Source organism: Rhizobium cauense, from assembly GCF_019511525.1.
Lineage (GTDB): Bacteria > Pseudomonadota > Alphaproteobacteria > Rhizobiales > Rhizobiaceae > Rhizobium > Rhizobium cauense.
Genome location: NZ_JAEUAT010000007.1, coordinates 1 through 12,942, shown reverse-complemented (window position 1 = coordinate 12,942; position 12,942 = coordinate 1). Strand labels below are relative to the sequence as shown.

14 protein-coding genes and 1 pseudogene are annotated in these 12,942 nt (G+C 59.3%); 9 read left to right on the top strand and 6 right to left on the bottom strand.

Annotated features, from left to right (window positions below; all coding sequences use genetic code 11):
- Nucleotides 1-92 precede the first annotated feature (92 nt).
- Both JNB88_RS14650 and JNB88_RS14645 read left to right on the top strand, forming a co-directional pair.
- Complete coding sequence (locus JNB88_RS14650) at nucleotides 93-629, top strand: single-stranded DNA-binding protein (protein ID WP_062370976.1); 537 nt, start codon at nucleotides 93-95, stop codon at nucleotides 627-629.
- 402 nt (nucleotides 630-1,031) lie between these two features.
- Nucleotides 1,032-1,397: a hypothetical protein gene (locus tag JNB88_RS14645; protein ID WP_220356105.1), complete on the top strand. Its 366-nt coding sequence runs from the start codon at nucleotides 1,032-1,034 to the stop codon at nucleotides 1,395-1,397.
- 63 nt (nucleotides 1,398-1,460) lie between these two features.
- Here JNB88_RS14645 and JNB88_RS14640 read toward each other — a convergent pair whose 3' ends face one another.
- Nucleotides 1,461-2,102, bottom strand: coding sequence for a MarC family protein (locus JNB88_RS14640; protein WP_037127877.1), 642 nt, complete (start codon nucleotides 2,100-2,102; stop codon nucleotides 1,461-1,463).
- 226 nt (nucleotides 2,103-2,328) lie between these two features.
- Between JNB88_RS14640 and gyrA the strand changes: the two genes are divergently transcribed.
- Nucleotides 2,329-5,112 (top strand): DNA gyrase subunit A, encoded by a 2,784-nt coding sequence (gene gyrA, locus JNB88_RS14635; RefSeq protein ID WP_220356104.1) that lies wholly within the window; start codon nucleotides 2,329-2,331, stop codon nucleotides 5,110-5,112.
- 102 nt (nucleotides 5,113-5,214) lie between these two features.
- Entirely contained in the window at nucleotides 5,215-5,721 is a 507-nt protein-coding gene (locus JNB88_RS14630; protein ID WP_220356103.1) for a GNAT family N-acetyltransferase, read from the top strand.
- A gap of 103 nt (nucleotides 5,722-5,824) precedes the next feature.
- On the opposite strand, the gene JNB88_RS34150 is transcribed toward JNB88_RS14630, so the two are convergent.
- From JNB88_RS34150 to JNB88_RS14620, 3 genes are all read right to left on the bottom strand, one after another.
- Complete coding sequence (locus JNB88_RS34150) at nucleotides 5,825-5,959, bottom strand: hypothetical protein (protein WP_262928075.1); 135 nt, start codon at nucleotides 5,957-5,959, stop codon at nucleotides 5,825-5,827.
- 33 nt (nucleotides 5,960-5,992) lie between these two features.
- Nucleotides 5,993-6,148 (bottom strand): hypothetical protein, encoded by a 156-nt coding sequence (locus JNB88_RS14625; protein ID WP_189638020.1) that lies wholly within the window; start codon nucleotides 6,146-6,148, stop codon nucleotides 5,993-5,995.
- Nucleotides 6,149-6,236: 88 nt separating this feature from the next.
- The gene (locus JNB88_RS14620; protein WP_220356102.1) at nucleotides 6,237-6,458 is read right to left on the bottom strand and encodes a hypothetical protein; all 222 of its coding nucleotides are present in this window, start codon (nucleotides 6,456-6,458) and stop codon (nucleotides 6,237-6,239) included.
- Between the two features lie 181 nt (nucleotides 6,459-6,639).
- Between JNB88_RS14620 and coaD the strand changes: the two genes are divergently transcribed.
- The 5 genes from coaD (at nucleotide 6,640) to tgt (ending at nucleotide 10,557) form a co-directional block, all read left to right on the top strand.
- Nucleotides 6,640-7,134, top strand: coding sequence for a pantetheine-phosphate adenylyltransferase (gene coaD / locus JNB88_RS14615; protein ID WP_220356101.1), 495 nt, complete (start codon nucleotides 6,640-6,642; stop codon nucleotides 7,132-7,134).
- A 28-nt stretch (nucleotides 7,135-7,162) separates the two neighbouring features.
- Nucleotides 7,163-7,732: a peptidylprolyl isomerase gene (locus JNB88_RS14610; RefSeq protein ID WP_220356100.1), complete on the top strand. Its 570-nt coding sequence runs from the start codon at nucleotides 7,163-7,165 to the stop codon at nucleotides 7,730-7,732.
- Between the two features lie 26 nt (nucleotides 7,733-7,758).
- On the top strand, nucleotides 7,759-8,268 hold the full coding sequence (locus JNB88_RS14605) for a peptidylprolyl isomerase (RefSeq protein WP_220356099.1): 510 nt from the start codon (nucleotides 7,759-7,761) through the stop codon (nucleotides 8,266-8,268).
- A 72-nt stretch (nucleotides 8,269-8,340) separates the two neighbouring features.
- Nucleotides 8,341-9,426, top strand: coding sequence for a tRNA preQ1(34) S-adenosylmethionine ribosyltransferase-isomerase QueA (gene queA / locus JNB88_RS14600; RefSeq protein ID WP_220356098.1), 1,086 nt, complete (start codon nucleotides 8,341-8,343; stop codon nucleotides 9,424-9,426).
- Nucleotides 9,427-10,557: a tRNA guanosine(34) transglycosylase Tgt gene (gene tgt / locus JNB88_RS14595; protein ID WP_220356097.1), complete on the top strand. Its 1,131-nt coding sequence runs from the start codon at nucleotides 9,427-9,429 to the stop codon at nucleotides 10,555-10,557.
- A 48-nt stretch (nucleotides 10,558-10,605) separates the two neighbouring features.
- Here the strand turns inward: tgt and JNB88_RS14590 are convergent, their stop codons facing one another.
- Nucleotides 10,606-11,034 carry a DUF4864 domain-containing protein gene (locus JNB88_RS14590; protein ID WP_220356096.1) on the bottom strand — a complete coding sequence of 143 codons (429 nt, stop codon included), beginning with the start codon at nucleotides 11,032-11,034 and terminating at the stop codon, nucleotides 10,606-10,608.
- A gap of 332 nt (nucleotides 11,035-11,366) precedes the next feature.
- A pseudogene (locus tag JNB88_RS14585) lies at nucleotides 11,367-12,737 on the bottom strand (ISNCY family transposase); the annotation flags it as partial.
- Nucleotides 12,738-12,942: the final 205 nt, after the last annotated feature.

Sequence of the window (12,942 nt, the reverse complement as noted above, 5' to 3'; positions counted from 1 at the left end):
CAGCGATGGACGCCCATCGCTGGTGCTCTATAGTTTAAGGTGAGCCGATTGGTTCAAGCGCCGCCGGGCAGGGCGGCAGGTAAGGTGAAAGTATGGCTGGCAGCGTAAACAAGGTAATTCTGATCGGGAACGTGGGCGCTGACCCCGAAATCCGGCGGACCCAGGATGGCCGGCCGATCGCCAACCTTCGCATCGCGACTTCCGAGACCTGGCGCGACCGCAACTCCGGCGAACGCCGCGAGAAGACGGAATGGCATACGGTCGTGGTTTTCAACGAAGGCCTCTGCAAGGTCGTCGAGCAGTATGTGAAGAAGGGCGCCAAGCTCTATATCGAAGGTGCGCTGCAGACCCGCAAGTGGCAGGACCAGAATGGCCAGGACCGCTATTCGACGGAAGTCGTTCTGCAGGGCTTCGGCTCGACGCTGACGATGCTCGACGGTCGCGGCGAGGGTGGCGGGGCAAGCTCCGGCTTCGGCGGTGGTCGCGGCAGCAATGCCGGCGGCAATGATTTCGGTGGCGGCGGTGGCTACGGCGACGACTACGGCGCACCTTCGCAATCGTCTGGCCGCAGCAGCGGTGGCGGCGGTGGAAATTTCTCGCGCGATCTCGACGACGACATCCCGTTCTGATCGCAACGCGTACCTTATGACATCAGTTCGACGGCGTGCCGAAAGGTGCGCCGTCTTCCTTTTGAGTTATACGCTTGACGCCCACCGGGCCTCCCTGCCGCGCGGCGCGATGCGTTTCCGTCCGCGGAAATTGTCTTGCAGTCGGGCAGGGAAGGAAAATGTGAGTCTTCGTCGCAAATCGACCTCGCATTACAGCGTAAACCGGTTCAATTTCCGCGCCTTAGCCGAATTGGCTAACAAATTACCGGGTATTGTAGGGTGTTCTAATCAAAGTGACAGCGCTTCCCTCTCCGAAAGGATAGCTGTGGCAGGGTTTCCAAACTGCCGGGCTCGCCCGATATTCGTGGCATGAGAGAAATAGGCTCCCAGTTTGGATTGCTTACAACCAGCGCGGCGCGGCGCATGGTCGGCGAAGATCTGCTGGAGCTTGGCTTGGATCTCGACCGCCTGAGCGAGGACCACCTGCGGAGGCTCTGGGCCGAATTCAATTCCATTCGTGCGCAAGAGCCGCATATCAGGGCGATCGCAATCCGGATTTTTGTTTGGTACATCGTTGAAAGCAAGCTGTTCAGTTCGTCCGCCATGCGTAGCGCAGTGGGCAGATCAATCGCAACCATGCGGGCATGGGCCGCCAGCGATCCGGTCCTGGAGCCAGTCGTTGCGCGCGAAGCCGAGGCCATCAAGCTCTTCCTCTACCAGATATTTGAAAACGCCGCGGCCCCGCGCGGGACGATCGTGGAAGCCCAAACGCGTTTGCTGAAGGCATAGAGCACTGCGCACTCGATCATGCTCGGCAGTTGACAATACAAGTCTCAGCGCAAGCGACTTGGGCTAGCCAACCGGCATTGTCCCGAGCGTGGACTTCAAGCCGTCGACGACGAACTGCGTGGCGAGGGCTGCCAGGATGACACCGAGGAGGCGCGTAAGAATTGCGCGCCCCGTCACGCCGAGGAAACGATCGAGCCGATCGGCAATGAGCAGCGCCAGAAAGAGCAGCAGCAAGCTCGATGCAATGACGATGATCAACTGGGCACGCTCGAGTGAGCCCTGCATCGATCCGGCGATCAGGATCGTTGCTGAAATGGCGCCGGGACCGGCGATCAGCGGGATTGCCAACGGAAAGACCGAGATGTTGTGAATATGGTCCTTGGTGATCGCGTCCGTGCTGGTCTTCTCCTTGCGGTCCTGTCGCTTCTCGAACACCATTTCAAACGCGATCCAGAACAAGAGCAGACCGCCGGCGATGCGGAAGGCACCGATCGAGATACCAAGTACCCCGAGCACGCTTGCCCCGAACAGGGCGAAAACAGCGAGAATGACAAAGGCGATGACCGTGCCGCGTAGCGCCACCTGCTTACGCTGGCCGCGGCTCATGCCTGTGGTGAGCCCCAGGAAGATCGGCGCAAGGCCAGGCGGATCGATCGTGACAAGCAGCGTCGTAAAAGCGTTGATCAGTTGGTCGGCGCTTGCCATTGTCTCTCCATGAGCCCATATAAACGCTTGGGTTTCGGGTGATTGTGATGCGGAGAAATCAATTTGGCAAATGGCGCTGCCCCGACGGCGTAAATAGCTGCCCCAAACGACCCGGTTGCCCTCATAACACCGCAAAAGACTGTTCAAAACCCTTGCCAAAATTGGCTTAAGAACAGCCTTTCCGCTATAAATCTTCAAGTGATTCTAGAAGAGATCGTGATCCGTTTTGACTGAGCAAACACCCCCCGGCGGCGGGAAGCTCCCGCCAGGCATTGAGCCCATCTCCATCATGGAGGAAATGCAGCGGTCGTACCTCGATTACGCGATGAGCGTTATCGTCAGCCGCGCTTTGCCCGATGTGCGCGACGGCCTGAAGCCCGTGCATCGGCGCATCCTCTACGGCATGTCGGAACTCGGCATCGACTGGAACAAGAAATACGTCAAATGCGCCCGCGTTACCGGGGACGTGATGGGTAAATACCATCCGCACGGCAACTCGGCGATCTACGACGCTCTTGCCCGAATGGCGCAGGACTGGTCTCTTCGCCTGCCGCTGATCGACGGTCAGGGCAACTTCGGCTCCGTCGACGGCGACCCGCCGGCGGCTGAACGTTACACCGAATGCCGCCTGGAAAAGGCCGCGCATTCGCTGCTTGACGATCTCGACAAGGAAACGGTCGATTTCCGCGACAACTACGACGGCACGCTGTCCGAGCCGGTGGTTGTTCCCGCGAAATTCCCGAACCTCCTGGTCAACGGCGCGGGCGGTATCGCCGTCGGTATGGCGACGAATATTCCTCCGCACAATCTCGGCGAAGTGATCGACGGCTGTATCGCACTGATCGACAACCCGGCAATCGAGCTGCCTGACATCATGCAGATCATTCCGGGCCCAGACTTCCCGACGGGCGCCAAGATCCTTGGCCGCGCCGGCATCCGCTCGGCCTACGAGACCGGTCGTGGTTCGGTAATCATGCGTGGCGTCGCCGCCATCGAGCCGATGCGCGGCGATCGCGAACAGATAATCATCACCGAGATCCCGTATCAGGTGAACAAGTCGACGATGATCGAGAAGATGGCCGAACTGGTGCGCGACAAGCGCATCGAAGGCATCTCTGACCTCCGCGATGAATCCGACCGCCAAGGCTATCGTGTTGTCGTCGAGCTGAAGCGTGACGCCAATGCCGACGTCATCCTGAACCAGCTCTACCGTTACACGCCGCTGCAGACCTCGTTTGGCTGCAACATGGTGGCTTTGAACGGCGGCAAGCCGGAGCAGCTGACGCTGCTCGATATGCTCCGCGCTTTCGTTTCCTTCCGAGAGGAAGTTGTTAGCCGGAGAACGAAATTCCTGCTGCGCAAGGCGCGCGAACGTGCCCACGTCTTGGTTGGCCTTGCAATTGCTGTTGCCAATATCGACGAGATCATCCGCACTATCCGCCAGGCGCCTGATCCGCAAACGGCACGCGAGCAGCTGATGACGCGCCGTTGGCCGGCAGCCGACGTCGAAAGCCTGATCCGCCTGATCGACGACCCGCGTCACCGTATCAACGAAGACCTCACATACAACCTCTCGGAAGAGCAGGCGCGCGCCATCCTCGAACTGCGTTTGGCTCGCCTGACCGCTCTCGGTCGCGACGAAATCGGCGACGAACTCAACAAGATCGGCGAAGAAATCAAGGATTACCTTGAAATTCTGTCTTCGCGGATCCGCATCCAGACGATCGTCAAGGAAGAGCTTGCAGCTGTCCGCGACGAATTCGGCACGCCGCGCCGCACCGAAATCATGGACGGCGGCCTTGAAATGGACGATGAGGATCTCATCGCCCGCGAAGATATGGTCGTGACCGTCTCCCATCTTGGCTACATCAAGCGCGTGCCTCTTACGACCTATCGTGCCCAGCGCCGGGGCGGCAAGGGCCGTTCTGGCATGACCACGCGTGACGAGGATTTTGTTAGCCAGCTATTCGTTCTGAACACGCATACGCCGGTCCTGTTCTTTTCCTCGCGTGGTATCGTCTACAAGGAGAAGGTCTACCGTCTGCCGATCGGGACGCCAACTTCACGTGGCAAGGCGCTCATCAACATGCTGCCGCTGGAGCCCGGCGAACGCATCACGACGATCCTGCCATTGCCCGAGGATGAGGATAGCTGGGACAAGCTCGACGTCATGTTCTCGACGACGCGCGGGACGGTTCGCCGTAACAAGCTGTCCGACTTCGTTCAGGTCAACCGCAACGGCAAGATCGCTATGAAGCTGGAGGAAGAGGGTGATGAAATCCTCTCCGTCGAGACCTGCACGGAACATGACGACGTGCTTCTGACGACCGCGCTCGGCCAGTGCATTCGCTTCCCGGTCGATGATGTCCGTGTCTTTGCTGGCCGCAACTCGATCGGCGTTCGCGGCATCAACCTCGGCGATGGCGACCGGATCATCTCGATGACAATCGTAGGGCATGTGGACGCTGAGCCTTGGGAGCGCGCAGCCTACCTGAAGCGTGCAGCAAGCGAGCGGCGCCTCGCGACAGGTGACGCCGAGGAAATCTCGCTCGTCGGCGAGGAGGTGACCGAGGAAGGCCAGTTGAGCGACGAACGCTACGAAGAACTGAAGGCGCGTGAACAGTACGTCCTGACGGTTTCCGAAAAGGGCTTCGGCAAGCGCTCCTCGTCTTACGACTTCCGGATTTCCGGCCGAGGCGGCAAGGGCATTCGCGCCACCGATACGTCGAAGACCGCCGAGATCGGCGAACTCGTCGCGGCTTTCCCGGTCAACGAAGGCGACCAGATCATGCTGGTTTCCGACGGTGGCCAGCTGATCCGCGTTCCGGTCGGCGGCATTCGCATCGCAAGCCGTGCAACGAAGGGTGTTACGATCTTCTCGACGGCAAAGGATGAGAAGGTGGTATCTGTCGAGCGTATCAGCGAGCCGGAGGAAGAAGCCGAAGATGTTGTCGAGAATGGCGACGACGTTGCCTCGGTGCCGGAGAGCGAGCCCGACGCGGAAGCTTGATGTTCGAACATCCTGATCTTGAAAACCGGGCAACTGCCCGGTTTTCTTTTTGGGCATCTCATCTGATCTGGCCCCATTCGCAGCGCAGCCGACGGAGACACTATGATCCGGACTCTCGGTATTGATGATCTTGCCACCTTCAAGGCTATTCGCCTGGAAGCACTGCGGACCGAACCTGCGGCCTTCGCCAGCAGCGTCAATGACTGGGAAGCGCTGCCCGACGAGGAGTGGCGCAAGCGACTAGTCGATGGACCGGTTTTCGTGGCTTTCAAGGATGAGGAGCCGGTTGGCATTCTGGGCTTGATCAGACAGCGCGCCAGCAAGATGGCGCATCGCGCGACGCTGATCATGGTCTACATGCGCAGCAGCGAAAGAGGAAAAGGTCGCTCCAGCGCATTGCTGGATACCGCGGTGGCTTATGCGCGCGAGAACGGAATCCGCCAACTAGAACTCGCTGTCAGCGCCGAGAATGGAGCCGCTTTGCAGTTCTATCGACGCGAAGGTTTCCACGAGGCCGGACGTATTCCGGCTGGCTTTCTCCATGACAACAGAGAGATCGATGAGGTGGTCATGGTTCGACGCATCAATGATGAAGAGCAGCTGCGCTGATACCATCGATCCGCAAACCATCTTCAGGCATACAAAAGGCCGGACAACAATGCTGTCCGGCCTCAGGCGGTCGAAATACTCATTCCCAGGTTTGCGACAGCGGCTAGAACCAGCTGTGCTTCCCATCGATCTTTTTCACCTCTTCGCTTTCACGGCGAAGGGCAGAAATGGTGGAGGCCACGGACACGACAAACATGATGCTGATAAGGGCGGTAAGCACAGTCAATATCGTGAACATGAACAGTCCTCCTGGGGCTTTGCGTTCAGTTCCTCAGTACTGGCTCATTACCGCGGTCCGCGCGGACGCATAGGGGCCATATACCTTGGACGCATCTCCTTTGTGATCGTAGAGCGCGACAGTCGCTGCAAGCATACCGGTCATCATTACCATCCAGACAGCATTAATCATGGTAATCTTATTGGGCATATTTTCTTCCTTGTGCGGCGTATCGCGTTACGCTCGGTTGAATGAACGCATGCGTGCGGAAATGGTTCCAGGGGTATTGACCGGTCGTTTACCAAGGCCGATCTGAAGCGACTTTGAATGCGTCGTTCATCTGGCGTTCAGAATTCTTAATCGGTTTAAATGCCACGGTTCCCGTCGCCCGCACGATTGCGTAGTGTTCCCGTACGCTTGGCCGAACCCAACTTGCATCCTGGAGATCTCGCACGTAGCCGTAGAGAAATTCGGCGATGAGCGAGACAACGACAGCAATTGCAACAAGGATGATCAGCATAAGCGTTTTCCGGGGAGGGACCGGTGCCGGAATGGCATCGGCTGTTGACGCTCTCTTTCATAGTGAGCCCGTCTGAAGCCGGCTTGAATGCCGCATTCATCGGCCGTTCAGCGACGGGCAAATGACTTGCGGACGCCCTCCATCCATGACAAAAGGTCGTCGAAACAAATGGCTAGGCCCAATGACGACAGCTTTTTATCCGGGGTCATTCGACCCGATCACAAACGGACATCTGGATGTTCTTATCCAGGCGCTGAGCGTTGCATCCAAAGTTATCGTCGCAATCGGCATTCACCCCGGCAAGACACCGCTCTTTTCCTTCGATGAGAAAGCGGATCTCATTCGTCAGTCGCTTGCGGATGCACTGCCCGAGAAGGCGGGCGGTATCTCCGTCGTGGCTTTCGACAATCTCGTTGTCGACGCGGCGCGTTCCCATGGCGCCGCGCTTCTGATCCGCGGTCTGCGTGATGGTACCGACCTCGACTACGAAATGCAGATGGCCGGCATGAACCGCCAGATGGCGCCTGACATTCAAACCATCTTTCTACCTGCCGGAACGGCCTCGCGGCCCATAACCGCCACATTGGTCCGGCAAATCGCTGCCATGGGAGGCGATGTCAGCGCCTTTGTGCCGGCTGCCGTCTTGAACGCCCTTCAATCCAAGCGCAAATCCTAGGCGACATTTTCGCCGCAACGGAGCCAACATGAAACTCTTCTATCTCGCATTTGCAGGCGTGCTTTATCTTGCTTCGTTCGCCGGCGACGCGTTCGCGCAGTCCAGTGACACGCTCACGATCCAGCTGAAGGACGGTCCGGTCGTCATCCAGCTTATGCCCGACGTCGCGCCGAAGCACGTCGCGCAGATCGAAGCGCTCGCCAAGAAGGGCGCATATGACAACGTGGCCTTCCATCGCGTCATCGAAGGGTTCATGGCCCAGACTGGCGACGTGAAGTTCGGCAACATGGAAAAGGGCTTTGATGCAAGCCTTGCCGGTACAGGCGGCTCCGACCTGCCTGATCTGCCTGCAGAATTTTCGAAGACGCCTTTCGTTCGCGGCACGGTCGGCATGGCCCGCTCGCAGGACCCGAACTCGGCCAACTCGCAGTTTTTCATCATGTTCGCTGATGGATCCTTCCTCAACGGCCAGTATACGGTCGTCGGCAAGGTCATCTCCGGCATGGAGAACGTCGACAAGATCAAGCGCGGCGAAGGCCAGAACGGCGAAGTCAGCAGTCCCGACCGGATGATCAAAGTCACCGTCGGCAAGAAGTAAGTTTCAAGACAAGTAGGAGAAGAAGAATGGCCGAGATCAAGGATCCCGAAAACACCATCATCCTGGAAACCACCAAGGGCAAGGTTGTCATCCAGTTGCTGCCGGAAGTGGCGCCAGAGCACGTCGCCCGCATCAAGGAACTCGCTCGCGAGAAGGCCTATGACGGCGTTGTCTTCCATCGCGTCATCAACGACTTCATGGCGCAGACCGGCGACGTGAAGTTCGGCAAGAAGGGTGGCGAGAGCTTCAACCCTGGCCGCGCAGGCATGGGCGGCTCCGAGAAGCCGGACCTGAAGGCTGAATTCTCGGCCATCAGCCACATCCGCGGCACCTGCTCGATGGCCCGTTCGCAGAACCCGAATTCCGCCAACTCGCAGTTCTTCATCTGCTTCACGGATGCTCCCTGGCTGAACAAGCAGTACTCCGTCTGGGGTCAGGTCATCGAAGGCATGGACAACATCGACAAGATCAAGAAGGGCGAGCCGGTCACCGATCCAGACTCGATCGTCTCGATGCGGGTTGCCGCTGACGTCTGATTGTGATTTCTGCTGAAACCCGCCCTTGCGCGAAAGCGTGGGGCGGGTTTCGCTTTGCCTGGATTTTAAGTGATGCGCGTAGACCTCTTCGATTTCGACCTGCCGGATGAACGGATCGCCTTGCGGCCAGCCGAGCCGCGCGACAGCGCGCGTTTGCTCGTCGTCGATCCAGCAGCCGGGGAGGCACAGCTGTCGGATCATCGGGTGAGCGATCTGCCCGGCTTTCTAAGGGCAGGGGACGCACTCGTCTTCAATGACACCAAGGTGATCCCGGCGCAGCTCGAGGGTATCCGGCATCGCGAAGGTGCAGGCGGTCAGCAGGTTTCGGCGACGCTGCACATGCGCATTGGCGCGAGCCGCTGGAAAGCCTTCGCCAAGCCCGGCAAGCGTATCAAGATCGGCGACCGTATGTCGTTCGGCCACGATGGCAGCAGCTGCCTTCTCGGCAAGCTCGAATGCACAGTCGAGGAAAAAGGCGAGGGTGGCGAAGTCACGCTTGCGTTCGATCTTTCCGGACCAATGCTCGACGAGGCGATCTATTCTGTCGGGCATATTCCACTGCCGCCCTATATTGCCGCGAAACGCGCTGAGGATGAGCGCGACCGCGCCGACTACCAGACGATTTATGCCCGCGAGGAGGGTGCCGTTGCGGCCCCGACGGCCGGGCTTCACTTCACACCGGATCTTTTCGAAGCCATCGACAAGGCAGGCGTCGAGCGGCATTTCGTGACGCTGCATGTCGGTGCCGGCACATTCCTGCCCATGAAGGTCGACGACACCGATGATCACAAGATGCATCTTGAAAGCGGCTATGTCAGCGCCGACACGGCTGCGAGCCTCAATGCCGTGAAGGCGAGGGGCGGGCGCATCATCTGCGTCGGCACGACGTCGCTGCGGCTGATCGAAAGTGCCGCCCAGGAAAATGGCGAAATCCGCGCCTGGGCCGGCGCCACCGGCATCTTCATCACGCCGGGCTACCGCTTCAAGGCGGTTGACATGCTGATGACGAACTTCCATCTGCCTCGTTCGACACTGTTCATGCTCGTTTCGGCCTTTGCCGGCTTCGAGACGATGCACGCAGCCTACAGCCACGCGATTTCCACGGGCTACCGCTTCTATTCCTATGGCGATTCCAGCCTCCTTTTCCGGAAAAACTAAATGACCGAGAACTTCCAGTTCACCCTCAAGAAGATCGACGCTGGTGCCCGCCTGGGCGAGGTCTCGATGCCGCGCGGCACGATCCGCACGCCTGCTTTCATGCCTGTCGGCACCGTCGGCACCGTCAAGGCGATGTATCTTGAACAGGTTCGCGATACCGGTGCCGACATCATTCTCGGCAATACCTACCATCTCATGCTGCGCCCGACGGCCGAGCGCGTTGCCCGCCTCGGCGGTCTTCACAAGCTGATCCGCTGGGACGGGCCGATCCTGACCGACTCCGGCGGGTTCCAGGTGATGTCGCTCTCGGGCCTGCGCAAGCTCGACGAGCAGGGCGTGACCTTCAAGTCGCATGTCGACGGCAGCTTGCATCACATGTCGCCGGAGCGCTCGATCGAGATCCAGGGATTGCTGGATTCCGATATTCAGATGCAGCTCGACGAGTGCGTGGCGCTGCCGGCGGAACCGCGCGAGATCGAGCGCGCGATGGAGCTGTCACTTCGCTGGGCGGAGCGATGCAAGGTCGCCTTCGGCAACCAGCCGGGGAAGGCCATGTTCGGGATCGTGCAGGGTGGGGATGTCCCTTCGCTCCGCATTCGGTCAGCCGCGGCACTTGCTGATCTCGATCTCAAGGGTTACGCGGTCGGCGGTCTTGCCGTCGGCGAACCGCAGGACGTCATGCTGAAGATGCTCGAGGAAACACTGCCTGTTCTTCCCACGGAGAAGCCGCGCTACCTCATGGGCGTCGGCACGCCCGACGATATCCTGAAGTCCGTCGCTCGCGGCATCGACATGTTCGACTGTGTGATGCCGACCCGTTCCGGCCGGCACGGGCTTGCATTCACCCGCCGCGGCAAGGTCAACATCCGCAACGCCCGCCACGCGGAGGATATGCGTCCGCTCGACGACCAGTCGAATTGCCCGGCTTCGCGCGACTACTCGCGCGCCTATCTGCATCACCTCGTCCGCGCCAATGAGGCGCTCGGCGGCATGCTGCTCTCCTGGCACAACCTCGCATACTATCAGGAACTGATGCAGGGGATCCGCAAGGCGATCGCAGAAGGCCGTTTTGCCGACTTCATGGCAGAAACGCAGGAAGAATGGGCGAGGGGCGACCTGGAGCCGGTTTGAGACACGGTCGGCTCCGGCGGTCCGTAGCACAGGCCGCCTCACCGCCTGTCAGATGCCCTTACTCTCGGTGTTCGGCACGATCTGCACACCGTTGATCTTGTATCCTCCATCAGGCTGACGAGCCAGCTGATAGATCGCCGTCCAATCCTTGCCGTCGCGGCCAGATATCAGGACTTCGTGGTAGATCATCGCACCGTTGTCGATTGTCCGGCTGCGTCCGAAGGCATAGTTGCCTGGATGATAGACTGGCTCGTAGCTCTTCTTGACCATGGCGAAGAACACATCCTTATCGGGATAGATCGCCTTGATGCCTGGCGCGGCGTAGGAATAGGCCGCGTCAGCGTCGTCATTCAGAAATGCCTTGATCTGAGCCTCGATCATTGTACGCGTCGCGTCGATCGGATCCTCCGCATGAGTAGCGGAAAAAATGGCGAGGGACGCAGCAAGCAGAATGAATATTGCGAGAATGGCGCGCATGGCAATGGCTCCGGCTATCCCAGAGAATTCTAGCGCAGTCTGCGCGCAAAGGAAGGGCATCGATCATAACGGGATAGGAGACGATGACCCCGCAGCGAAGGTGGACCGACGAGCGGCTTAATTCACGCGCGAATCTTGACTCATCCATCGCAATACATGTGGCGGCAAGGTTGAAATGTCCGCCGGTTTGCAAAGTAGAAATGTCACTTTGGTCTGCCGCTCGGCACCACGACCAGCCCCGATCTGACCGGCTGATCCGGTTGCAAGATCAGATCGGGGCGGGTGAGGAACACCCCTTCGGCTTTAGCTCTGAGCCCATGCGACGACGGGTTATCGGTGGCATCGAGCCTGGCCAGGGCAGCCTTGCGGCGTTCGATCACAGCCGGATCGTTCATGAAATCCTTGCCTCGCCCCGGCTTACGGCCGCGGGGCGTGTAACCCCGCTTCTCGCTGTTGGTCTTCACCTTTGGTACAGGCATCTGGTCCTGCCGTTCCTTGATGTAGCTCAGCACATCAGAAAGCCGCTTGTTCTCCGTGATCGCCGCATGCGTCACCCGCTGGTCTTTGTCGAACACCCGATACGGCAGTGAGTGTCCCTTCCAGCGTACGTCAAACCGGCCATCTGCATAGGCATAAGTCTCGACATGGCGGCCGACCAATCCACGCGTCACATCGTTCTCTTCCAGCATGATCCGCTTACGGTCGAACGACAGGGTAAGCTGTGCGCCAACATAGCGCTGCTCACGCTTGCACAGGATCTCCTGCAATCGATCCGGCGCCAGATTCATCGGCCGGTGCAGGTCTTCGGGCCGGGCAGGGGCAATCGCAAACCGCGCATTGTAATGCTCCACGAACGTTGGCAAGAAATCGTTGCCCGCCTCCATATCACCGATACCGGCCAGCCGCAGTTCCTTGACCAGCCGATCCTGCAATGTCCGGTTCATCCGCTCGACCCGGCCTTTGGCCTGACTCGAATTTGCGCAGAGAATCTCGATGTTTAGCTCGCAAAGCGCACGCCCAAACTGGGTTATGCCCTGGCCAGCCTTGGCATCCTTCTTCGCCACCCGGAACACCGAATGCTTGTCGGAATAAAAGGCAACGGGAGCACCGTGACGCTCGAGATAGAGCGCCAGTGCCCCGAAGTAGCTGAACGCACTTTCCGAGCGCACGAACCGCAGTTGCATCAACTTGCCGGTCGCATCATCGACGAACACCAACAGCGAGCACGATGGCCCACGATCCTCGAACCAGCGGTGTTCTGACCCGTCGATCTGCACCAGTTCACCATAGGCTTCGCGCCGCGGCCGTGGCTGGTGAAACGTCCGCCGCTGTTTGCGTGAGAACCAGATGCCGGCGCCCGACATCCATTTGCGCAATGTCTCGCGCGATACCGTCACACCGTGCTCTTCCAAAAGCTTCTCCGCCGCCAACGTCGGCCCGAAATCAGAATAGCGTTCCCGCACGATCGAAAGCACGTAATCGCGTACACCAGAGCTGATCCGATTGTTCGACGGTCGGCCGATCGCCTGGTGTCGGATCGATGCCGCGCCATCCGTCCGGATCCGATCCAGAAGTCGGCGCACCTGGCGTGTACTCAAATCCAGAACATGCGCCGCCGACACCAGCGTCGAACGGCCATCAATGATCTTCGACAAAACCTCGATCCGCTGCAAATCGCGTTCGCTCATCGCAATCAGTCCCATCCGCAATCTCCCAGGTCATCAAAACCCGGGGAGAAGAATGACATTCTTACTTTGCAGGATCAGGACACTTTAACTTTGCGGTGTGAGTTCATGCTGAACCGCGACTTTTGTGGCTCATCAAGCTAGCCGGCATGTCTGATCTGCGCGAGCAGTTTCTTGCGAAAGACTTCGGCCGGCGTGCGATAGCCAAGGCATTTGCGGGGTG

What these genes read in the sequence shown, in the direction of transcription:
- JNB88_RS14650 (WP_062370976.1), top strand. Translation starts at nt 93, where the DNA reads ATGGCTGGCAGCGTAAACAAGGTAATTCTGATCGGGAACGTGGGCGCT.
- queA (WP_220356098.1), top strand. Translation starts at nt 8,341, where the DNA reads ATGCGCGTAGACCTCTTCGATTTCGACCTGCCGGATGAACGGATCGCC.
- JNB88_RS14605 (WP_220356099.1), top strand. Translation starts at nt 7,759, where the DNA reads ATGGCCGAGATCAAGGATCCCGAAAACACCATCATCCTGGAAACCACC.
- JNB88_RS14625 (WP_189638020.1), bottom strand. Translation starts at nt 6,148, where the DNA reads ATGCCCAATAAGATTACCATGATTAATGCTGTCTGGATGGTAATGATG.
- JNB88_RS14630 (WP_220356103.1), top strand. Translation starts at nt 5,215, where the DNA reads ATGATCCGGACTCTCGGTATTGATGATCTTGCCACCTTCAAGGCTATT.
- coaD (WP_220356101.1), top strand. Translation starts at nt 6,640, where the DNA reads ATGACGACAGCTTTTTATCCGGGGTCATTCGACCCGATCACAAACGGA.
- tgt (WP_220356097.1), top strand. Translation starts at nt 9,427, where the DNA reads ATGACCGAGAACTTCCAGTTCACCCTCAAGAAGATCGACGCTGGTGCC.
- JNB88_RS14645 (WP_220356105.1), top strand. Translation starts at nt 1,032, where the DNA reads ATGGTCGGCGAAGATCTGCTGGAGCTTGGCTTGGATCTCGACCGCCTG.
- JNB88_RS14620 (WP_220356102.1), bottom strand. Translation starts at nt 6,458, where the DNA reads ATGCTGATCATCCTTGTTGCAATTGCTGTCGTTGTCTCGCTCATCGCC.
- JNB88_RS14640 (WP_037127877.1), bottom strand. Translation starts at nt 2,102, where the DNA reads ATGGCAAGCGCCGACCAACTGATCAACGCTTTTACGACGCTGCTTGTC.
- JNB88_RS14590 (WP_220356096.1), bottom strand. Translation starts at nt 11,034, where the DNA reads ATGCGCGCCATTCTCGCAATATTCATTCTGCTTGCTGCGTCCCTCGCC.
- JNB88_RS34150 (WP_262928075.1), bottom strand. Translation starts at nt 5,959, where the DNA reads ATGTTCACGATATTGACTGTGCTTACCGCCCTTATCAGCATCATGTTT.
- JNB88_RS14610 (WP_220356100.1), top strand. Translation starts at nt 7,163, where the DNA reads ATGAAACTCTTCTATCTCGCATTTGCAGGCGTGCTTTATCTTGCTTCG.